This window comes from Streptomyces sp. NBC_01497, assembly GCF_036250695.1.
In the GTDB taxonomy this organism is placed as follows: domain Bacteria; phylum Actinomycetota; class Actinomycetes; order Streptomycetales; family Streptomycetaceae; genus Streptomyces.
Genome location: NZ_CP109427.1, coordinates 2,716,057 through 2,736,300 on the forward strand (window position 1 = coordinate 2,716,057; position 20,244 = coordinate 2,736,300).

Here is a 20,244-nt window from a genome sequence, read left to right on the forward strand (position 1 = left end):
CCGGCGACCCGCTGCGGCACGACCGTATGCGGATACGAAGGGGGCACGATGGACGGTTGTCCATCGCGCCACCGGAAGGGGTGAATGCTCGTAACTTTCCTGGGCCGGGCGCGTTCACGCCCGTCCGGGGCGCACGGCGGCGGTCCGCGCCCCGGCCGCGCGGCGGACTCCCCCAGCGCCTGACTGAGCGTCAACCCTTCGGGTACACCCAGGGATTGGCTCGGCACTTGATGCCGTTGATGTCCAGGGACTTCGTCTGCTGCTGCATCACGGGCGCGAGCGCGCCGGGCGTCGCGCAGGCCACATGGTCGTGGCCGAGGCGGTGGCCGACCTCGTGGTTGATGAGCATCTGGCGGTACGCGTGCATCGCGTCGGGCCCGTACGTCGCCGCGCCCCGCGCCCACCGGTACGCGTTGATCATGACCCGCTGGGTGGCGGCCGAGTCGCAGGAGACGAGCTCCTCGCTGGTGTCGAGGCCGGACTTGGCACACCAGAGGTCGGTGGTGCCCGGGCTCGCCAGGGTGATCACGAAATCGGGCGTGCCGGTGGAGATCCGCTCGAAGGTCATCGCGCCGTGGTGGGCCCAGCTGCGGTCGTCGTTGAGGGTCTTCTGCACGGCGTCGGCGAACAGAGCGCCGTCCAGGGGGAGTCCGGCCTCGATGTCGACGCGGTAGCGGTAGCGGTGCCCGGTGCCGGGTGCCGCGGCGGAGCCCGGCACGGTGCTGAAGCGGCCGGAGCCCTTCAGGCGGGACGAGAGCGGGAAGCGCTCCGCCATCAACTGGTCGTACGTGGGCGCCGGGGCCTTCACGGTCCGCACGCGGGTGCTCGCGGCGGGGGCCGGGTGGCCCGCGCCGTCACGCGCCGCGCCGCCCGCGGCCCGCGCGGCGACGGCCCGGTTCTCGTGGTCGTGCACGAGTTGACCGGCGACGACGACGGCGAGGACGGTGGTGACGGCCGCCGCGGCGACCCCGCCGAACGTGCGTCCCCTGCCTCCGCGCCGCGCGTCATCGGGCGGCGCGGGCACGGCCGGCTCCCCGGACGGCAGTGCCGTACGGTCCGCGGGCCCGGGCCGTGCGCCGCGACCCGGCACCGCGCCCCGGGCTGGTCCGCCGGGGGCGTCCGACGACTCGAAGGCGTCGAGGTATTCGGGCCGGGGACCCGGCACCCGCGAGGCCGCCGCCCCCGCGGTGCGCCACCTCGCGGCGGGCCCGGGCCGGCCGGCCGCGCCCGGCGCTCCACTCGCGGTGCCGACCGTGCCGGAGCCGGCCACCGGGCCGCCGACCCAGTCTCCGTAGCGCTGCCGCCCGGACGGTCCGGACGGTGGCCGGGGGGTGGGTTCGGGGTGTTCGGGATGTCCGCCACGCACCTGGGGCACGCCCCGCGCCGGGGTGCCCGGCTCGCCGCGCCCGGCACCGTCGGCCGCGCGGCCGTGGTCCTCGCCGGGGCGTCTGCGGCGTCCGGCGCCGGGAACGGCCGGTCCCGCGCCGGTGCCGTCGGCCTCGCGCCGCCCGCTCCCGCGCGGCTCGGCGCCGGCGGGCCGCTCGCCCTCGGGCGCGGGACCGGCGGGGCCCCTGCGGCTGTGTCGTCCCACTCCCCGGATCAGCTCCCGTCGTTGTCGGCGATGAGGTCCCTCGCCGCTGCCGCCACCTCGCGGGGGAACTCCATCATGGCCACGTGGCCCGCCTCGGGCAGTGTCAGCAGGCGCGAGCCGCGAAAGGCCCTGGACGCCTTGCGTGCCATGCGGAACGCGATGAGCTGGTCCCGGCCGCCGTAGACGAGCAGCGTCGGCGCGAGGACCCGCTCGGCCTGTCGCCACAGTCCGTACTGGCCGCCCAGGGTGTACGCGTTGACGATACCGCGCGCGGAGCAGGTCATCGCATCCCAGAAATAGGGCAGTTGGAGCCTGCGTTCGGTTTCGGCGACCGCGGCTCCCAGTTCTTCCTCGCTCACCGACGCGGGATTTCCGTAACAGAGCGCGAGCACACCGCGCGTGCGCTCCTCCGCGGTCCAGTCCCTGCTGAGGCGCGCGAACAGCGGTGTCACACCGGGCAGCGCCATCAGCGCGGTGGGCAGCGCGCCGCGCTGCACCCGGATCTCGGGCATGGCAGGCGAGATCAGGGTGAGGGTCCGTACGAGATCGGGGCGCGCGGCGGCGACCCGGGTGGCGACGGAGCCGCCCAGCGAGTTGGCGAACAGGTGCACGGGTCCGCGACCGCGCGCGTCCAGCAGCCTGATGACGGCCCGCGCGTGCCCGGTGACCGAGTAGTTGCCGTCGTCGGGCGGCGGCGAGTCACCGAAGCCGGGCAGGTCGAGGGCCTCGCCGTCGACGACGTCCGCGAGCAGCGGCATCAGCGCCGACCAGTTCTGCGAGGAGCCGCCGAGCCCGTGCACGTACAGCGCCGGGGGCAGCCCGGTCCGGGAGCCGGGGCGGGCGCGCACGGTCAGGGAGAGCCCGGGCAGCGCCACCGAGCGCAGCTCCTCCCCCTCCACCACGCGGACGGGAGCGACCCGCGGAGCCGCGGCGACAGCGACGGATTCCGGTAGCTCGGTCGAAGACATGCCCGCAATGTTACGAGAGAGTCACGCCGGGGATCGTGTGGCGGCGGTCACAAGCCGCGTGGCGTGGCGCCGGGGGGACTTCTAGGCTCGGAAGCGGGGCAGCCGGGAAGGCGGAGCCCCCGGGAGCACGCAGGACCCCACGGGCGCGTCCGGGGCCGCAGGACCGGGCCGCGGCACGGGCGCCCGCGCTGTGGCGTGAGCGCGGCGCGGCGCGGGGATCCGGGCGTGAGAGACCCGATACGGGAAGGTCACACATGTCGGTCGCCACTGGCCCCCAGGACCCAGAAGATCCGGACACCTTCGCGCGGGACCCGCGCGGGGACGAGCTCTCCCCCGAGACGCCGGAGGCCGACGCCGCCGAGCAGCGGGCGGACCTGCGCCCGGCCGACGGCGACGAGGACGCCTCACCGGGCTCGGACGCCGAGGCCGATGAGGCGGACCGGGCGGAGCAGGCGCGTCCGGCAGACGGCGACGAGGACGACGACTACCGCTGAAGGCCGCGGACCCGTTCGTGAATTTCTGCGCCCTCACCGCGCGCCGGAGGGTTACTCAAAAGTACGATGGCCAGTCGGGGCCGGAGCGCACCCGGCCGCCTGCGGACCACGTAGGCGGGCCCGGCGGGCGCAGAGACGATTGGGAGGCGGCGTGACAGCCATGGAGCAGACGGAGGCGGCACGCCCGCGCGGGACGCGGCTTCCGCGCCGCGCCCGGCGCAACCAGCTGCTCGGCGCGGCTCAGGAAGTCTTCGTGGCCCAGGGGTACCACGCGGCCGCGATGGACGACATCGCCGAGCGCGCCGGGGTCAGCAAGCCGGTGCTCTACCAGCACTTCCCGGGCAAGCTGGAGCTGTATCTGGCGCTTCTCGACCAGCACTGCGAGGCGCTTTTGCAGGCCGTCCGTACGGCGCTCGCGTCGACCACGGACAACAAACTGCGCGTCGAGGCGACGATGGACGCGTACTTCGCCTACGTCGAGGACGAGGGCGGCGCGTTCCGGCTGGTCTTCGAGTCGGACCTGACCAACGAGAGCGCCGTGCGCGAGCGGGTGGACCGGGTGGCCATGCAGTGCGCCGAGGCCATCTCCGACGTGATCGCCGAGGACACCGGCCTGTCCAGGGACGAGTCGATGCTGCTCGCCACGGGCCTCGGCGGGGTGTCGCAGGTGGTGGCGCGCTACTGGCTCTCCAGCGCGTCCCCGGTGCCGCGCGAGCGCGCGGTCTCCCTGCTGACGTCCCTCGCCTGGCGGGGCATCGCGGGCTTCCCGCTCCACGAGCAGCACTGAGCGGGGGCCGGGAGCCCCGCCGGGGTTTCGGACCTGCCGCAGCGTGTTCGCTGCGGGCGTTGCCGTACGGCGTCTTCCCCGCCGTCCACGCGGGCTAATGTGTGCTGCGTACCGCGCGGCTGGCCGCGCAACGCACTGACCGTTCGGAGGGACATGCCGTGGAGGTCAAGATCGGCGTACAGCACGCGCCCCGGGAGATCGTTCTGGAGAGCGGGCTCTCCGCCGAGGACGTCGAGCGTTCCGTGGCGGACGCGCTGACCGGCAAGGCGCAGCTGCTCAGCCTCACGGACGAGAAGGGCCGCACGGTCCTCGTACCGGCGGACCGGCTGGCCTACGTGGAGATCGGCGAGCCGACGACGCGGCGGGTCGGCTTCGGCCCGCTCTAGGTCGTCTGCGCTTCTCGCTCACAGGAACGGTCCGGCAGGGGTCTCCCCGCCGGGCCGTTCCCGCGTTCTGTCACCTGATGGCGGGGTTACTCCTCACGGAAGGGTTGTGTTCCGTGCACGCCGGGTAATGACGGGCTGGACGCGTCGGTCACTCGCCCGGCGCGCCGCCCGGAAGCCGCGAGGTGATCACCGTGATCCTGGAGATTCTCGGTTCTGCCCTGCTCGGTCTCGGCCTGTCCACGGCCGCTGCCCTGCTGTTGTCGCGCCGTCTGCCCGCCCGCCGACTGGTCCTGCTCATGGGCGGTCCTGGCGCGCTGTTCGGCGCCTATGTGACGCATGAGGCCCTCGGCCCCGGTCATGTGCTGATAACGCTGCTGGGCGCGGCGGGTGTGTCCGCCGTCATGATCTCGCTGCTGCTGCGCCCGACGTCGGCGGTGACGGCCGCCGCCCCGGTGCGCCGGGCCGTTCCGTAGCGAGCGGGCCCCCGACCCTGACACGCCCCCGCCCCACGGCGGTGTGTCCGTGGGGCGGGGCGGCGTTCGGTGCGTCGGTCGTTCGGTGGGCCGGGTGTGCGCGCGTCAGGGGGTGTGTGTCACGCGGCGAGACCCAGGGCCGCCATGCGCTTGGTGTGCGCCTCGGTGATGCGGGAGAACATCCGGCCGACCTCGGCGAGGTCGAAACCGTCGGCGACGCCGCCCACCAGCATCGTGGACAGCGCGTCCCGGTCCGCCACCACCCGCTGGGCCTGGGACAGCGCCTCACCCATGAGGCGGCGCGCCCACAGCGCGAGCCGGCCGCCGAGCCTCGGGTCGGCCTCGATCGCGGCGCGCACCTTCTCGACGGCGAAGTTGCCGTGGCCGGTGTCGTCCAGCACCGCGAGGACCAGGGCGCGGGTGTCGGTGTCGAGCCGCGCGGCGACCTCGCGGTAGAAGTCGCTGGCGATCGAGTCCCCGACATAGGCCTTGACCAGGCCCTCCAGCCAGTCCGACGGCGCGGTCTGGCGGTGGAACTCGTCGAGCGCCTTGGCGAAGGGCTCCATGGCCTCGGTGGGTGTCATGTCGATCGCGCTGAGCCGCTCGTTGAGCCGCTCGAAGTGGTGGAACTCGGCGGACGCCATGCGGGCGAGCGCGGCCTTGTCGGCCAGGGTGGGAGCGAGTTTCGCGTCCTCGGCGAGCCGCTCGAAGGCCGCGAGTTCGCCGTAGGCGAGGGCGCCGAGGAGATCCACCACCGCCGCCCGGTACTGGGGCTGCGCGGACGCCGTGGCCCAGTCCTGTCCGGCGATCCCGGTGTTCTCGCTGTCTGCGTCCGCCACGGCAAACCTTCCGATTCCTGTACTCGTCCCAACCCGCGTAACCGCACAATAGTCCGCGCCGGAGCGGGCCAGGAGCCCCTCTCGCGGCCCCGTACGGTCGGCCGGTGAACTTCGGCCGACACATGTGCACGAATCCGGGGTACAGTGGTAATGCGCCTGCCGAGTATTCGGCGGGCCATCACAGTGTTTGGCCGAGGGTCGACACGGATGACGGGCGCCCTCACGGCGCGTGACATCCGGGACGCCGTCGGACAGACCCCCTGAGGATGCCCGGTCGGTGGCCCGATCGGCTCCGCCCTGACCGCCCTCATCGCGGTCCGTGCGCACGGAAGCACACGAACCCATGCATGAGGGGCCCCCTGAGCGGTACGAGCGCTTGAGCGACGGCAGGGGTCCCGCGCCCATCCGGTCAATCCACGGCCGGCCGAGCCGACCGGCGCGGACCTGTTGCGCGGTAGGACCCCCAGCGTTCGCCTCGCACCGCACCTCACGGAAGAGGCAGCACCCTGACTACCACGTTCCGCGATCTCGGAATCCTTCCCGAGACGGCCGAGGCTCTTGAAGCCGTCGGCATCGTGACCCCGTTTCCCATCCAGGAGATGACGCTCCCGGTCGCCCTCTCGGGCACCGACGTCATCGGCCAGGCCAAGACCGGCACGGGCAAGACCCTCGGTTTCGGTCTGCCGCTGCTGGAGCGCGTGACCGTACCCGCAGACGTCGAGGCTGGCCGGGCCACGCCCGAACAGCTGACGACCTCGCCGCAGGCCCTGGTCGTCGTCCCCACCCGCGAGCTGTGCACGCAGGTGACGAACGACCTGCTGACCGCCGGCAAGGTCCGCAATGTGCGGGTCCTCGCGATCTACGGCGGCCGGGCCTACGAACCGCAGGTCGAGGCCCTCAAGAAGGGTGTCGATGTGATCGTCGGCACCCCGGGCCGTCTGCTCGACCTGGCGGGCCAGCGCAAGCTGGACCTGTCGGACGTGCGGGCGCTCGTCCTCGACGAGGCCGACGAGATGCTCGACCTGGGCTTCCTGCCCGACGTCGAGAAGATCATGCAGTTCCTCCCGGCCCGCCGCCAGACCATGCTGTTCTCGGCGACCATGCCGGGCGCGGTGATCGGCCTGGCCCGCCGTTACATGACGCAGCCGACCCACATCAGCGCCACGTCGCCCGACGACGCCGGCGCGACGGTCGCCGCCACGACGCAGCGCGTCTACCGCGCCCACTCGATGGACAAGCCGGAGATGGTCTCCCGCATCCTGCAGGCCGAGGGCCGCGGGCTCGCGATGATCTTCTGTCGCACGAAGCGCACCGCGGCCGACATCGCCGACCAGCTGATGCAGCGCGGTTTCGCCGCGGGCGCGGTCCACGGCGACCTCGGCCAGGGCGCGCGCGAGCAGGCGCTGCGCGCGTTCCGCAACGGCAAGGTCGACGTGCTGGTGTGCACCGACGTCGCCGCGCGCGGCATCGACGTCGAGGGCGTCACGCACGTCATCAACTACCAGTCCCCCGAGGACGAGAAGACCTATCTGCACCGCATCGGCCGTACCGGCCGCGCGGGCGCGACAGGCACGGCGGTCACGCTCGTCGACTGGGACGACATCCCGCGCTGGCAGCTCATCGACAAGGCGCTGAACCTGGGCTTCCCGGCCCCGCCGGAGACGTACTCCACCTCCCCGCACCTGTTCGAGGAGCTGGACATCCCCGCGGGGACGAAGGGCATCCTGCCGCGCGCCGATCGCACGCGTGCGGGGCTCTCGGCCGAGCAGGTCGAGGACCTGGGCGAGACCGGCGGTCGCGGCCGTCGCGGTGCCGCCCCGGCCGCGACCGTGGTGGAGGAGCGCCCGGCCCGTACGCGTACGCCCCGCCAGCGGCGCCGTACGCGCGGCGGGCTGACGTCCGACGACGCGTCGGCGCAGGTGGCCACGGACACGGCCGAGGGTTCGACGGCTCCGGCCGTCGAGGACGCCACCGAGGAGCGTGCCCCGCGCCGTAGGCGCCGTACGCGCTCCGCTGCCACGGCCACGGCCGAGGCGGCCGTGCCGGCACCCGCCGAGGCGCCCGACGCGGTGGAGGCCGACGACGCCGCCGCGAAGCCGCGGCGCCGCCGGACGCGCCCCGTCAAGCAGGCCGCGGACGCCACGGCGGCTCCCGAGGCGAAGGCGAAGGCCGTTTCGGCCAAGGCGTCCACCGTCACGGAGCCCGCACAGGCACCGGCCGGTGAGGCCGAGGCCAAGCCGCGCCGCCGCCGTTCCCGCGCGACGAAGACGGCCCAGCCGGAGGCGTGATCCGCGGCTTTGGCGGCGCGGACACCCGCTGTGGCCCGGAACCCCGGTGGTTCCGGGCCACAGCCCTGTCCGGACCACCACCGCGTACGCTTCCGCCGCCCACCGGCCGGGAGCCGACGCGCCGCCGCGCCGACACCGTTAGCCTCATGGCATGAGCCGCCCTCTCAGCTTCGTACCGCCCGCCTGCGCCCGTGCCCGTGCCCTCGCCACCTCGCGCGGCGACTTCGCGGCGATCGAGGCGCTGCCCGCGGGCGAGCCGCTCGGCACCGCCCTGCTGCTGCCCGGGTTCACCGGCAGCAAGGAGGACTTCAACTCCCTGCTCCAGCCGCTCTCCGCCGCCGGGTACCGGGTCGTGGCCGTGGACGGGCGGGGCCAGTACGAATCGGCTCCGCCGCCGGCGCCCGAGGGCTACTCACAGGCCGAACTGGCGGCCGACGTGCTCGCGCAGGCCGACGCATTGGGCGTGCCGGTGCACCTGCTGGGGCACTCCTTCGGCGGGCACGTCGCCCGCGCGGCGGTGCTGCGGGACGCGCGCCCCTTTCGTACGTTCACGATGATGTCGTCCGGCCCGGCCGAGATCTCCCAGGGCGAGCGGGAGCGGGCGAAGCTGCTGATCGACGCGCTCGCCGTGATGAGCATGCAGCAGGTGTGGGAGGCCATGTCGGACATGGCGCCGATGGAGGAGACCCCGGTCGACGGGGCGGACCTGCACCGGCGCTGGATGTCCACGGACCCGGCACAGCTGGTGGCCGCGGCGGGCCTCCTGGTGGCGGAGCCCGACCGGGTGGACGAACTCGCCGCGCTGCGCGCCGTCCTGCCGGTTCATGTGGTGTCGGGCGACGAGGACGGGATCTGGCCGCCGGTGCTGCTGGACGACATGGCGCGGCGGCTCGGCGCGCGCCGCACGGTCGTACCGGACGCCGGGCACTCGCCGAACACGGACCGGCCGGCCGAGACCGCGGCGGCGCTGGCCTCGTTCTGGCGGGACCACCCGTAGGCGGGCGCGGTCACGGCCGACGGCCGGACCCGACGCCCGCACTCAGTACTGCGACTGCAGGTGGTTCCAGAACCCGTCGCGCAGCGCCCTGCGCAGGACGGAGTGCCCGCGCAGTGAGCGCTGCAGCATTTTCTCGGCCTCGATCAGGAGGTCCTGGTCGACGTTGCCCGGAAGGTAGGGGAGGCCGGGCAGCAGTTCGGCCATCGCCGCACGGCCCCGGTCGACCAGCCAGGTCGCGGCGATCTGGGCGCCGATGAAGCGGACCTCGTCGCGGCTCGGCGGCGGCTCCCCCTCGTGCTCCCAGGTCGTGACGGCCTTGCGGGTCACGAACGGCTTGCAGAAGTCGAGATCGAATGTGCGCTGGCTGTCGACCTCCCAGAGCAGCGGCTCCGCCTGGTTGCGCCCGTCGGCGGCCTCGATGCCCCACAGGTGCACGCGCGCGCCGTAGCCCTGTGCGGCCTCCACCGCCGAGACGAGGTCCTCGTCGCCGCCGACGAGGGCGGCGTCGCTGATGGCGCGGTGCCGGGCGAGCGATTCGAGGTCCGTACGGATCAGTGAATCGACGCCCTTCTGCTGGTTGTTGGCGTTGAGGTTGCCGAGGCGGACCTTGACGTCGGGGAGTTCGGCGATGGTCTGCTGTTCCGGCGTGTGGATGCGGCGCCTCGCACCGTCGTACCAGTACACGCGCAGCAGCCTGCTGTCGGCGAAGATGACCCGCGCCTTGTCGATGAACGCGTCGATGAGGCCCTCGGCGTCGAGGTCGAAGGAGCGCCGGTCCTCGGTGCCCGCCACCAGCAATCCGCCCGACGCGTAGACGTAACCCGCGTCGACGAAGATGGCATGGGTCGACGGTGTCTTCGCGACCTCGGCGAGCATGCGGGTCAGCAGCTCGTTGGTCGTCGTGAGACGGCGGGCGAGGTCGGCGGCGAAGGCGCCGTCGCCGGGTGAGGTGCCGAACCCCTCGGGGTCGTGCACGGATCCGGTACCCGCCTGTGACTCGCTTGCCTCGCTCATACCCGGTTCATTCTCCGTGGGCCGCGCCGTACCGACCAGTAGTTAGCTGTCCGAAAGATTTCTTTAGCGTAGGGAATGTTTGCACAGCGTAAGCCGTTGATCTCGATGTATCGATCGACACTTTCGCTGTCATCAATAGTTCTCCAGCAGGAGGATCAGACGAAGGGAGAAGCCTTGCGCTTCGAGATCACGCGACTCGACGACGTCAACGGCAGCGCCGTGGACAGTACCGTCGTTGACGCAGCCTCCGTCAACCGGATCGTGCAGCAGGCCGCAGCGATGGGCCAGCGCATCTACATCCGGCCGGCCGAGGCGACGGCCTCGTAACTCTCTTATCCAGCCCCTTTACCGTGCCACCGAATCATACGGTTCGGACCACGCAGAACCGCGCCCCCCGGGACTCCGGAGGGCGCGGTTCTGCGTTCGCGGACCTGTCCGGGCCCGGGCCGCCGGGCGGACGGGCCCCGGCTCACCGTCCGCGCCCCGCACGACGGGCGCCGCACGACGGGCGCCGGATGCCGGGCCAGGAGCAGTCACGCGCCCTTCACGACCTGGGTGACGCCGTTGATGATCTGCTGCACGGCGATCGCCGACAGCATCATCCCGGCGAGGCGGGTCACGAGGACGACACCGCCGTCCTTGATCACGCGGATGATCAGCAGGGAGTACCGCAGGACCAGCCAGAGCACGACGTGCATCGCCGCGATCGCCGCCCATACGGACACCTGCGCGGTGGCGGTGTGCGCGTGCTGCACGGCGAGGATCACCGAGACGATCGCGCCGGGCCCGGCGAGCAGGGGCATGCCGAGGGGGACGAGGGCGGCGTTGACGTCCTTGGTCTGCTTGGGCTCCTCGGTCTTGCCGGTGAGCAGGTCGAGCGCGATCAGGAGCAGCAGCAGACCGCCGGAGATCATCAGGGCGGGCACGGTGATGTGCAGGTAGTCCAGGATCTGGCGGCCGAGGAGCCCGAAGACCGCGATGACGCAGAACGCGACGAGGACCGCCTGCCACGCCATGGCGCGCTGCACCTTGGCGGCGCGGCCGGAGGTCAGCGCCAGGAAGATCGGCGTGATCCCCGGCGGGTCCATGATGACGAAGAGGGTGAGGAAGAGGGAGCCGAACACGGCGAAGTCGAACACGGCAGGGCCTTGCGTTTGCGGTGGATCGGGGGACGTGGGCGCGCGCGTGCGGACACGGGCGCGGCGCACCGGAGCGGGCCGGGTGGCCGGGCAGCGGTCAGGGATGAACGGGAGCGGGACCGGGCACGGAGGGCACCGTGGCCGCGCCGCGACGGCGCGGACGCGCCGCTGCGCTGGGAGACGCGCGGATGCGCTAGGCGGGAACGGGACCGCCCGTACCGGGGACGGGGAAGGCGCCGGTGGCGCGCCGGACGATCTCGGCGTACACCTCGGGGTCCGTGGTGTTCGCGCCGAGCGCGATCTCCTTGCGGCTGCCGTGGTAGTCGCTCGACCCGGTGACCAGCAGCCCCAGGTCGCCCGCGAGGGAGCGCAGGGCGTCCCGGGTCGCGGGGTCGTGGTCCATGTGGTCCACCTCGATGCCGTCGAGCCCGGCGGCGGCGAGGCGCCCGATGACGTCCTCGGGGACGGTCCTGCCGCGCTTCACCGCGGCCGGGTGCGCGAAGACGGTGACGCCCCCGGCCTCCTTGACGAGCCGGATGGCCTCGAAGGGGTCACTCTCGTGCTTCTCCGCGTACGCCCGTCCGCCGTCGGCCAGCCAGTCGGCGGTGAACGCGTCCGACACACTCGGCACGACGCCCAGTTCGACGAGTGCGGAGGCGATGTGGGGACGGCCCACGGAGGCGTCGCCCACGATCCGGGCGACCTGCTCCCAGGTGATGGGGACGCCGAGGTCCCGCAGCTTGCCGATCATGGCCCGGGCGCGCGGCACCCGGTCGTCGCGCACGAGTTCGCGCTCGGCGAGCAGCGCCGGCTCGGCCGGATCGAAGAGGTAGGCGAGCATGTGCATGCCCACGCCGTCGATCCGGCAGGACAGCTCGGCGCCGGTGACGAGGGTGAGCCCGGCGGGCAGGGCGGCCAGTGCCCCGGCATGCCCGCGCGTGCTGTCGTGGTCGGTGAGCGCGACGACGTCGAGCCCGGCCGCCGCGGCGTTGCGCACCAGTTCGGCGGGGGTGTCGGTACCGTCGGACGCCGAGGAGTGGGTGTGCAGGTCGATACGCACGGGACGTCTCCTTGGCGGGCTGGTACGGACGGTGACAACCCGTCCAGCCTAACGGTCCCGGTCCGCTTCCCTGCCCCCACCCGTGACCGGGACGGCGGCCGGGGCCGCGCGGGAGCGCTCCCGCGCCGTCAGGACAGGAGCCGGGGCGACAGCGCGCCGCACGGCAGCAGGTCGACCTCGGCGCCCGCGTCGCGCAGGTCGGTCAGGACCAGTTCGTCGTACATCAGCAGCCCCGACTCCTGCGGCCACAGCACCGCCCAGAGCCAGAGTCCGAGCGCCTCCCCGGCGAAGACGATCCGGTCGTCGGGCGTTCCGGAGACGTGCCAGAGGGGGGTGGGCCGGCCGGCGGCGAGGAGTTTCGCACGCGGGGGCTCCTCCACGCGCAGCTGCGGGCCGGGGTCGGGGCCCGTGACACCCGCGTACCTGGCGCCGAGTCCGACGCCCAGTTCCTCGGCGACGAGCAGCAGCTCGCCGGGGCCGCCCAGGGGACCTGGACCGGTGCACGCGACGGCGGTGGCACGGCCGCCGCTGCGATCGTCGCCCGCGTAGGACACGCCGGTGAACAGCCAGCCGACGGGGAGGGGCCACGGCATCCAGACGGGGACCTCGGCCCGGTTCACGACGACGCCCAGCGCCTCGACGCTGGGCGGGACGACAGGCTGCAACGGGTACACGGCACCGTGCGCGTCGCACTGCCAGGAGTCGGCGAAGAGACCTGGCGCCCTGACGCGTCCACCACACTTCGGGCAACTGGGTTGGCCCCTCATATGCGCCAACGGTCCTCTCCGGCCGACCTCGCGTCAAGGCGATCACCGGACTCCGAGGGGGCCGCGAGCCTCTCAGTCAAGTGGTACGGCCCCGCGCAGTGGGTCACGCAGGTCGCTACCGTGCGACAACCAGCGCTCCTGGAGCTCCTGTGCGCCCCTCGCGCGCTTCCACGCCGCCTCATGAGCGGTCATGGGCAGCAGCGGCAGGAACCGCACCGGGTCCATGGGTTCCGGCAGTTCCAGATCCGCCACCAGTCCCCCGCTCTCCGCCACCAGGACGGAGCTGAACGGCGCCCCGGGCCAGAGCGGCCCTCCGACGTCGAGCGACGCGCCCGGCGCCACCACCACGCCCTCCACTTGCGGGGACGCGGCCAGCACGGCCAGCGGGCGCAGCACCTCGTCCGTGGGCGCGAGCCCGGCGCGTACGGAGAGCAGCAGCTCGGCACGCGGGCCGTGGACCGTGTCCGCGACCATCAACGTGCTGTCGCTCATCGGCGCGGCCGACATGCCGAGCGTCGCGTAGCGGACGACGCCGCTCGCGGGGTCGAAGAACCGGAGCACCTCGACACGGTCCGCGCCCACGAAGGTGACGGACGCGCGCGCGTCCGGTTCGCCGAGTGCGTCACGCAATCGGCCCTCTACCAGCGGGAGAATTTCTGCCACCCGGCGAGCATAGATCGCGTAAGGATGGGGCATGACGCAAGATTGACCTGGTCCCAGCTGTTAGGCTGAGGCGCCGGTCGGGGCAGCAGGCAGAAGCCTTGCTCTCCAGTCCCGACACGCACATACGTCATCCCCTACGGGGGACAGACCGGAGGAGGTGGGGCTGCGGTGGATCGAAGTCACCCGGCCAGTACCAGCCGCTCTCCGTACGGCTTCACAGCGTTGTGAGCTGAGCCTCGCCCCTTTGACCGGGCAACGTCGCAGGACGACACGGAACCACCGCTCCGGTCAATCGCTCCCTGGCCTTCCGTCCGGCGGATGAGCACATCATCCCAGCTTGTGTTTTTCACCTGTCGGTAGCGCACTCCGTCCTGGCGATCCTCCCCGGTGCCGCCCGCTTTGCGGACGTAAAAGTCCCGTAAAAGCCACGCCCCCATTCCGGGCTGTTCCACGTCTCGCCTGACGGTCTCTGTCGTGAAGGAGCCTGCCATGTCGATGATCCGTGACCTCCGCGCAGCTGTCCGCCCGTCGTTCCGCAAGAACGCCGGGACCTTCCGCTCGTACGACTCGCCGTACGACCCGACGCGCGACGCCTCGACCTCGACCGCGGTCGTGGACTGCGGCGTCTACCGTGAGGGCCGCCGCGTCGGCTCCGAGAGCTGCCGCACGCCGCACGAGGCGATGCTGCGCGTCCGCGAGGAGGGCGGCTTCGCCTGGATCGGCCTGCACGAGCCGACCGAGGAGGAGTTCGCCGGCATCGCGGCCGAGTTCGGCCTCCACCCGCTGGCCGTGGAGGACGCCGTGCACGCGCACCAGCGTCCGAAGCTGGAGCCGTACGACGACACCCTGTTCACGGTGTTCAAGACGATCCACTACGTCGACCACGTCGAGCTCACGGCGACCAGCGAGGTCGTGGAGACCGGCGAGGTCATGTGCTTCACCGGGCGGGACTTCGTCATCACCGTGAGGCACGGCGCGAAGGGCTCCCTGCGCAATCTCCGCCACCGGCTGGAGGAGGACCCCGAGCAGCTGGCGCACGGCCCGTCCGCCGTCCTGCACGCGATCGCCGACCACGTCGTGGACGGTTACATGGCGGTCGCCGACTCGATGCAGGACGACGTCGACGAGGTCGAGATCGACGTGTTCTCGGAGCCCGTCAAGGGACAGAAGGCCGGACAGCGCAGCCCCGACGCCCAGCGGATCTACCAACTCAAGCGCGAAGTACTGGAGTTCAAGCGTGCCGTGTCGCCGCTGCTGCGGCCGATGCAGATGCTGAGCGAGCGCCCGATGCGGCTGGTCGAGCCCGCGATCCAGAAGTACTTCCGCGACGTCGCCGACCACCTCGTCCGCGTGCAGGAGCAGGTCGTCGGCTTCGACGAACTCCTCAACTCGATCCTCCAGGCGAACCTCGCGCAGGCGACGGTCGCGCAGAACGAGGACATGCGCAAGATCACGTCCTGGGCGGCGATCATCGCCGTACCGACCGCCGTCTGCGGCATCTACGGCATGAACTTCGACCACATGCCGGAACTGCACTGGAAGTACGGCTACCCGTTGGTGCTCGGCGCGATCGGCGCGATCTGCCTGGTCATCCACCGGACCCTGAAGAAGAACGGCTGGCTGTGACGGAGCCGGGCGCACCGGACTCGGCGGGGGCCGCAACCGTGGCCGTAGGCTGCGGTGCATGACGCAGCAGTCTCCCGCGGTCCGCTCCCTGGTGGAGGAGGCCACGAAGAAGTCCGGCCTGATCTGGGTACGGGGCACCGGCCGGGCACAGCCCCTGTGGCACGTGTGGCTGGACGGCGCCGCGTACGTGGTGGGCGGCGGCCCCGACGAGCAGCCCCTGCCGCCCGGGCTCACCGACGGGGCGCGCGTCGAGGTGAGCGTGCCGAGCAAGGACAAGCGCGGCAGGGTCGTCTCGTGGACCGCCGAGGTCGGCGAACTCGCGCCGGGCGGCGAGCCGTGGACGGCCGCCGTCGCGGAGCTGAAGGGCAAGCGCCTGAACGCGCCGGACGGCGAGGCCGCGCCGGAGCGCTGGCGCCGCGAGTGCCGTGTACTGCGCCTGACGGTGCGCGAGGCGACCACGGACCTGCCGGACACCTCGTCGGCGGCGCGCCCCGCGCCCACGCGGGCGACGACCCGGGGACCGCTGCCCGCGCCGCTCGGCCTCCGGCGCCGCCGCAAGGCCGCACGCGAGGACCGGCGCGGAGGCACGCGCGAGGCCTGAACCGGCCCGGCGTACCGGTCGGCGTGCTCAGGACGCGGCGCATACCGGTCGGTGCCTGCTCAGGACTGGGCGCGAACCGGTCGAGGCGTACTCCGGACGCGGCGCGACCCGGTCGGGGCGTGCTCAGGACGCGGCCCGAACCGGTCGGGCTCGCTTTAATGACGCGGCGCGTACCGGTCGGCGCGCGGGCGCGGGCCCGGCAGTCGTCGCCTGTCGCCGCAGGGGCTCCCGTCAGGTGCGCGGGATCGTGCTGCCGTAGTCGACCATCTCGTTCTCGGCGGGCGCCTTCAGCGGGAAGTCCTCTCCCCAGTCCTTGAGCGTCAGCGTGCCCGCGCCGCCCGCGCGGGCCAGCCGCAGGGGATATGGGGTGCCCTGGAGCGAGACGTCGAGCGTGCCGCCCTTCGCGTCGTCGCCGCCCTTGACCTCGATCGTCCGCACACCGCTCAGGGTGGGCCGGTCGCCCTTGACCGGTTCGCCGCCGAGCGTGAGGAGGCCGTCGAGGAGGGCGCGCATGTCGGTGAAGCCCCGCAGCTGCTGGTACGCGGGATCGTCGGCGGGGACCTTCACGTACTTGTCACCCAGCTTGTCGGCGACCTCGCCGCCCGAGGCCCCGGACGCCGCTGTCCCGGAGGCGCCGGGGGCCGCGCTCGCGCCGCCCGCCGCCTGGTCCCAGAAGTCCGGTGAGCCCTTGAGGAACAGCGAGTCACCCACACGCAGCAGTGTGAACGTCGTCGTGTGCGCCGTGACGGACCCGGCGCCGCCGTCCTTCTTCAGTCGCATGTCGAGCTTGTACGTCTGGCCCCGCGTCACGAGCGCGCCGGTGACCCGTACCGCCGTGGCGCCGTCCACCGCGGTCCGCGCCTTCTGCTCGATCGCGCTCGCCCGCAGCTTTCCGACGCCGTTCGTCCCCTCGTCGGGGTCCGCGCACCCCGACAGCGCCACCGCCAGGCCCGCGCAGAGCGCGACGGTGGCCTGGACTCGGCGGACGGGCCGGCGGACAAGACGGGTCACGGACACACAAAACCTTTCGTACGGGACGAGCCGCAGCGGGTCGCGACCCCTCGCACGGCAGGTCCCGGGCAGGCGCGGGCGGCGGCAGACGGCAGCGTACCCGCGTCCGCCGGAGCACGCCGGGCGCCTACGGGCTAGCCTGATCCCGACCGGAGCGATGTGATCGAGGAGGCGCGCGAGATGGCTGGAGGCGCCCCCAGGATCTTTGTGTCCCACCTGTCCGGCGTGCCCGTGTTCGACCCCCAGGGCGACCCGGTCGGGCGGCTGCGGGACCTCGTGGCCATGCTGCGGGTCGGGAACCGGCCGCCCCGCCTCGTCGGGCTCGTCGTCGAGGTGGCCAGCAGGCGGCGGATCTTCCTGCCGATGACGCGCGTCACGGACATCACCTCGGGTCAGATCATCACCACCGGGGTCCTGAACGTCCGCCGCTTCGAGCAGCGCCCCACGGAGCGCCTGGTCTTCGGCGAGATGCTCGACCGGCGGGTGCGGATGGTCCAGGACGGTTCCGAGGTGACCGTCCTGGACGTGGCGGTGCAGCAACTGCCCGCCCGGCGCGACTGGGAGGTCGCGAAGGTCTTCGTACGGGGCGGCAAGCGCGGCGGCGCGCTGCGGCGCCGCAAGGACGCGTTCACCGCCGACTGGTCGGACGTGACCGGCTTCTCGCTGGAGGAGCACGGCCAGGGCGCGGAGAACCTCGTCGCCACGTTCGAGACGCTCCGGCCCGTCGAACTCGCCAACGTCCTGCACAACCTGACGGCGAAACGGCGCTCGGAGGTCGCGGCCGCCCTCGACGACGACCGGCTCGCCGACGTGCTGGAGGAGTTGCCGGACGACGACCAGGTGGAGATCCTCGGCAAGCTGGAGGACGAGCGGGCCGCGGACGTCCTGGAGGCGATGGACCCGGACGACGCCGCCGACCTGCTCTCCGAACTGCCGGAGGACGACAAGGAACGCCTCCTGGAGCTGATGCAGCCGCACGACGCGGCGGACGTGCGGCGGCTGCTGGCGTACGAGGAGCGCACCGCGGGGGGCCTGATGACGACGGAGCCGATCGTGCTGCGGCCGGACGCGACGGTCGCGGACGCGCTGGCCCGCGTACGGGTGCGGGACCTCTCCCCCGCGCTGGCCGCGCAGGTCTACGTCTGCCGGCCGCCGGAGGACACCCCCACGGGCAAGTACCTGGGCACGATCCACTTCCAGCGGCTGCTGCGCGAGCCGCCGTTCACGATGGTCGGCGCGGTCGTCGACAGCGACCTGCCGCCGCTCGCCCCCGACACCCCGCTGCCCGCGGTGACCAGCCACCTCGCCGCGTACAACATGGTCTCGGCGGCCGTCGTGGACGCGAGCGGGTCGCTGCTCGGCGCGGTGACCGTGGACGACGTGCTCGACCACCTGCTGCCGGACGACTGGCGGGAGACCGGCTTCCACGGCCTGGAGGGGGACGCCGCGCGTGACGAGTGACAGGCGCGGGGACGGCGCAGGACCGTTCCCGCACGGCGCCACGGCCCTGCGCCGCGAGAGCGGCCGGGGCGGCCGCCGCGGGCGGGGCCACGGGCACGGCGGCGAGCGGCGCGAAGGCGACGGGCGCCGGCGCGTACGGCTCGACCAGCCGCGCGAGCAGCGGCGCAGGCTGCTGCCCGAGTGGGACCCGGAAGCCTTCGGACGGCTCTCGGAACGGGTGGCGCGCTTCCTCGGGACGGGCCGCTTCATCGTCTGGATGACGCTGATCATCATCCTGTGGGTGGTGTGGAACATCGCCGCGCCCAGGAGTGTGCGGTTCGACGAGTACCCGTTCATCTTCCTCACGCTGGCACTGTCGCTCCAGGCGTCCTACGCGGCGCCGCTGATCCTGCTCGCCCAGAACCGGCAGGACGACCGCGACCGGGTCACGCAGGAGCAGGAGCGCAAACAGAACGAGCGCTCCATCGCGGACACGGAGTACCTGACGCGGGAGATCGCGGCGCTGCGCATCGGCCTCGGCGAGGTCGCGACCAGGGACTGGATCAGGTCGGAGCTGGAGGACCTGGTCCGGGAGCTGGACGAGCGCCGCGACGGCCATCACCCGCCCGGCGGCGACACGCCGCGCGCCGGGGAGGCGCGCGGGGGCGGAGCGTCGCGCGACGCGTAGGCCGGCGTACCGCCGGGGCGGTTCCGCTGCCCGCGCCGCCGGAGAACTCGGCAGCGGGGACGCGGCCCGCCACGCGCGGTGCCGTCCGGGCCTCACGGGAGCGTTCGACGGGCGGGCCGTGACCGCCGTCGTGACACCCGTCTCTCCGGAGCTCCGTACTTTCCGGGCGGGCCCCGGGGCGCCGTACCATCTCGGTATGGCTACCGACACGTACGGAACCACCGTCCCCGCGGAAGACGCGGTGCGCGACGCGCTCTCGACGGTGAACGATCCCGAGATCCACCGGCCGATCACCGAGCTCGGCATGGTCAAATCGGTGGAGATCGCGGACGACGGCGCGGTGGCCGTGACGGTGTACCTGACGGTCTCCGGCTGCCCGCTCAGGGACACCATCACCAACGGTGTCACCGAGGCGGTCTCGGCGGTCGCCGGTGTGACGTCGGTGTCGGTCACGCTGGACGTGATGAGCGACGAGCAGCGCCGCGAACTGGCGGCGTCGCTGCGCGGCGGACAGGCCGAGCGCGAGGTGCCGTTCGCCAAGCCCGGTTCGCTGACCCGCGTGTACGCGGTGGCCTCCGGCAAGGGCGGCGTCGGCAAGTCGTCGGTGACGGTGAACCTGGCGGCGGCGATGGCCGCCGACGGCCTCAAGGTGGGCGTCGTCGACGCGGACATCTACGGGCACAGCGTGCCGCGCATGCTCGGAGTGGACGGGCGCCCCACCCAGGTCGAGAACATGATCATGCCGCCGTCCGCGCACGGCGTGAAGGTCATCTCCATCGGGATGTTCACGCCCGGCAACGCGCCGGTGGTGTGGCGCGGGCCGATGCTGCACCGCGCGCTCCAGCAGTTCCTCGCGGACGTGTACTGGGGCGACCTGGACGTGCTGCTGCTCGACCTGCCGCCCGGCACGGGCGACATCGCGATCTCGGTGGCGCAGCTCGTGCCGAACGCGGAGATCCTCGTCGTGACGACGCCTCAGCAGGCGGCGGCCGAGGTCGCGGAGCGGGCGGGTTCCATCGCCGTGCAGACGCACCAGAAGATCGTGGGCGTCGTGGAGAACATGTCGGGCCTGCCCTGCCCGCACTGCGGCGAGATGCTCGACGTCTTCGGCACGGGCGGCGGCAAGCTCGTCGCGGAGGGCCTGACCCGGACGACCGGCGCGGAGGTGCCGGTGCTGGGCTCCATCCCGATCGACGTACGGCTGCGCGAGGGCGGCGACGACGGCCGCCCGGTGGTACTGAGCGCCCCGGACTCCGAAGCGGGCAAGGCCCTGCGCGGGATCGCCGACCGGCTGGGCGAGCGCAAGCGCGGCCTGTCGGGCCTGTCCCTGGGCATCACCCCGCGCAACAAGTTCTGACCGGCCCCGCGTACGGCGAAGGGGCGCGTCCCCGCCGGCACCTGCCGGCGGGGAC

21 protein-coding genes are annotated in these 20,244 nt (G+C 72.9%); 12 read left to right on the forward strand and 9 right to left on the reverse strand.

Annotated elements, in window-relative coordinates; genetic code table 11:
* Positions 1–190: 190 nt before the first annotated feature.
* The gene (locus tag OG310_RS11495) at positions 191–1,591 is read right to left on the reverse strand and encodes a DUF3152 domain-containing protein (protein ID WP_329455782.1); all 1,401 of its coding nucleotides are present in this window, start codon (positions 1,589–1,591) and stop codon (positions 191–193) included.
* 8 nt (positions 1,592–1,599) lie between these two features.
* A complete protein-coding gene (locus OG310_RS11500) occupies positions 1,600–2,559 on the reverse strand; it encodes an alpha/beta fold hydrolase (protein WP_329455783.1) in 960 nt (319 codons plus the stop codon).
* A 254-nt stretch (positions 2,560–2,813) separates the two neighbouring features.
* On the opposite strand from OG310_RS11500, the gene OG310_RS11505 reads away from it, so the two are divergent.
* The 4 genes from OG310_RS11505 (at position 2,814) to OG310_RS11520 (ending at position 4,699) form a co-directional block, all read left to right on the forward strand.
* On the forward strand, positions 2,814–3,053 hold the full coding sequence (locus OG310_RS11505; protein WP_329455784.1) for a hypothetical protein: 240 nt from the start codon (positions 2,814–2,816) through the stop codon (positions 3,051–3,053).
* A 151-nt stretch (positions 3,054–3,204) separates the two neighbouring features.
* The gene (locus tag OG310_RS11510) at positions 3,205–3,840 is read left to right on the forward strand and encodes a TetR/AcrR family transcriptional regulator (RefSeq protein ID WP_329455785.1); all 636 of its coding nucleotides are present in this window, start codon (positions 3,205–3,207) and stop codon (positions 3,838–3,840) included.
* Between the two features lie 158 nt (positions 3,841–3,998).
* Entirely contained in the window at positions 3,999–4,226 is a 228-nt protein-coding gene (locus tag OG310_RS11515) for a DUF3107 domain-containing protein (protein ID WP_329455786.1), read from the forward strand.
* 191 nt (positions 4,227–4,417) lie between these two features.
* On the forward strand, positions 4,418–4,699 hold the full coding sequence (locus OG310_RS11520; protein WP_329455787.1) for a hypothetical protein: 282 nt from the start codon (positions 4,418–4,420) through the stop codon (positions 4,697–4,699).
* Between the two features lie 119 nt (positions 4,700–4,818).
* Here OG310_RS11520 and OG310_RS11525 read toward each other — a convergent pair whose 3' ends face one another.
* On the reverse strand, positions 4,819–5,538 hold the full coding sequence (locus OG310_RS11525) for a ferritin-like fold-containing protein (RefSeq protein WP_329455788.1): 720 nt from the start codon (positions 5,536–5,538) through the stop codon (positions 4,819–4,821).
* A 575-nt stretch (positions 5,539–6,113) separates the two neighbouring features.
* Here OG310_RS11525 and OG310_RS11530 point away from each other — a divergent pair.
* Together OG310_RS11530 and OG310_RS11535 are read left to right on the forward strand one after the other, a co-directional pair.
* Complete coding sequence (locus OG310_RS11530) at positions 6,114–7,826, forward strand: DEAD/DEAH box helicase (RefSeq protein ID WP_329455789.1); 1,713 nt, start codon at positions 6,114–6,116, stop codon at positions 7,824–7,826.
* A gap of 151 nt (positions 7,827–7,977) precedes the next feature.
* Positions 7,978–8,823: an alpha/beta fold hydrolase gene (locus OG310_RS11535; protein ID WP_329455790.1), complete on the forward strand. Its 846-nt coding sequence runs from the start codon at positions 7,978–7,980 to the stop codon at positions 8,821–8,823.
* A gap of 42 nt (positions 8,824–8,865) precedes the next feature.
* Here OG310_RS11535 and OG310_RS11540 read toward each other — a convergent pair whose 3' ends face one another.
* On the reverse strand, positions 8,866–9,699 hold the full coding sequence (locus OG310_RS11540) for an NYN domain-containing protein (protein WP_329460131.1): 834 nt from the start codon (positions 9,697–9,699) through the stop codon (positions 8,866–8,868).
* A gap of 312 nt (positions 9,700–10,011) precedes the next feature.
* On the opposite strand from OG310_RS11540, the gene OG310_RS11545 reads away from it, so the two are divergent.
* Complete coding sequence (locus OG310_RS11545) at positions 10,012–10,164, forward strand: hypothetical protein (RefSeq protein ID WP_329455791.1); 153 nt, start codon at positions 10,012–10,014, stop codon at positions 10,162–10,164.
* 206 nt (positions 10,165–10,370) lie between these two features.
* Here OG310_RS11545 and OG310_RS11550 read toward each other — a convergent pair whose 3' ends face one another.
* The 4 genes from OG310_RS11550 to OG310_RS11565 form a co-directional block, all read right to left on the reverse strand.
* Positions 10,371–10,976 carry a MarC family protein gene (locus tag OG310_RS11550; RefSeq protein ID WP_329455792.1) on the reverse strand — a complete coding sequence of 202 codons (606 nt, stop codon included), beginning with the start codon at positions 10,974–10,976 and terminating at the stop codon, positions 10,371–10,373.
* Between the two features lie 193 nt (positions 10,977–11,169).
* Complete coding sequence (locus OG310_RS11555; protein WP_329455793.1) at positions 11,170–12,036, reverse strand: PHP domain-containing protein; 867 nt, start codon at positions 12,034–12,036, stop codon at positions 11,170–11,172.
* 128 nt (positions 12,037–12,164) lie between these two features.
* On the reverse strand, positions 12,165–12,803 hold the full coding sequence (locus OG310_RS11560) for a DUF6758 family protein (protein ID WP_329455794.1): 639 nt from the start codon (positions 12,801–12,803) through the stop codon (positions 12,165–12,167).
* Positions 12,804–12,875: 72 nt separating this feature from the next.
* Positions 12,876–13,466 carry a suppressor of fused domain protein gene (locus OG310_RS11565; protein ID WP_329455795.1) on the reverse strand — a complete coding sequence of 197 codons (591 nt, stop codon included), beginning with the start codon at positions 13,464–13,466 and terminating at the stop codon, positions 12,876–12,878.
* 489 nt (positions 13,467–13,955) lie between these two features.
* Here OG310_RS11565 and OG310_RS11570 point away from each other — a divergent pair, with 489 nt between their 5' ends.
* Positions 13,956–15,092: a magnesium and cobalt transport protein CorA gene (locus tag OG310_RS11570; RefSeq protein ID WP_329455796.1), complete on the forward strand. Its 1,137-nt coding sequence runs from the start codon at positions 13,956–13,958 to the stop codon at positions 15,090–15,092.
* Between the two features lie 58 nt (positions 15,093–15,150).
* Positions 15,151–15,693 (forward strand): hypothetical protein, encoded by a 543-nt coding sequence (locus tag OG310_RS11575; RefSeq protein ID WP_329455797.1) that lies wholly within the window; start codon positions 15,151–15,153, stop codon positions 15,691–15,693.
* Between the two features lie 231 nt (positions 15,694–15,924).
* Here OG310_RS11575 and OG310_RS11580 read toward each other — a convergent pair whose 3' ends face one another.
* Positions 15,925–16,704, reverse strand: coding sequence for a hypothetical protein (locus OG310_RS11580; protein WP_329455798.1), 780 nt, complete (start codon positions 16,702–16,704; stop codon positions 15,925–15,927).
* Between the two features lie 180 nt (positions 16,705–16,884).
* Between OG310_RS11580 and OG310_RS11585 the strand changes: the two genes are divergently transcribed.
* The 3 genes from OG310_RS11585 to OG310_RS11595 all read left to right on the forward strand — a co-directional run bounded on the left by OG310_RS11585 (position 16,885) and on the right by OG310_RS11595 (position 20,189).
* Positions 16,885–18,165 (forward strand): magnesium transporter MgtE N-terminal domain-containing protein, encoded by a 1,281-nt coding sequence (locus OG310_RS11585; protein WP_329455799.1) that lies wholly within the window; start codon positions 16,885–16,887, stop codon positions 18,163–18,165.
* Between the two features lie 46 nt (positions 18,166–18,211).
* Entirely contained in the window at positions 18,212–18,832 is a 621-nt protein-coding gene (locus OG310_RS11590) for a DUF1003 domain-containing protein (RefSeq protein WP_443078838.1), read from the forward strand.
* 196 nt (positions 18,833–19,028) lie between these two features.
* Entirely contained in the window at positions 19,029–20,189 is a 1,161-nt protein-coding gene (locus OG310_RS11595) for an Mrp/NBP35 family ATP-binding protein (RefSeq protein ID WP_329455801.1), read from the forward strand.
* The last annotated feature ends 55 nt before the right edge of the window (positions 20,190–20,244 follow it).

Coding starts and splice junctions, on each gene's coding strand:
- OG310_RS11500 (WP_329455783.1), bottom strand. CDS start 2,559: ATGTCTTCGACCGAGCTACCGGAATCCGTCGCTGTCGCCGCGGCTCCG.
- OG310_RS11505 (WP_329455784.1), top strand. CDS start 2,814: ATGTCGGTCGCCACTGGCCCCCAGGACCCAGAAGATCCGGACACCTTC.
- OG310_RS11535 (WP_329455790.1), top strand. CDS start 7,978: ATGAGCCGCCCTCTCAGCTTCGTACCGCCCGCCTGCGCCCGTGCCCGT.
- OG310_RS11540 (WP_329460131.1), bottom strand. CDS start 9,699: ATGCTCGCCGAGGTCGCGAAGACACCGTCGACCCATGCCATCTTCGTC.
- OG310_RS11560 (WP_329455794.1), bottom strand. CDS start 12,803: ATGAGGGGCCAACCCAGTTGCCCGAAGTGTGGTGGACGCGTCAGGGCG.
- OG310_RS11570 (WP_329455796.1), top strand. CDS start 13,956: ATGTCGATGATCCGTGACCTCCGCGCAGCTGTCCGCCCGTCGTTCCGC.
- OG310_RS11575 (WP_329455797.1), top strand. CDS start 15,151: ATGACGCAGCAGTCTCCCGCGGTCCGCTCCCTGGTGGAGGAGGCCACG.
- OG310_RS11585 (WP_329455799.1), top strand. CDS start 16,885: ATGGCTGGAGGCGCCCCCAGGATCTTTGTGTCCCACCTGTCCGGCGTG.
- OG310_RS11595 (WP_329455801.1), top strand. CDS start 19,029: ATGGCTACCGACACGTACGGAACCACCGTCCCCGCGGAAGACGCGGTG.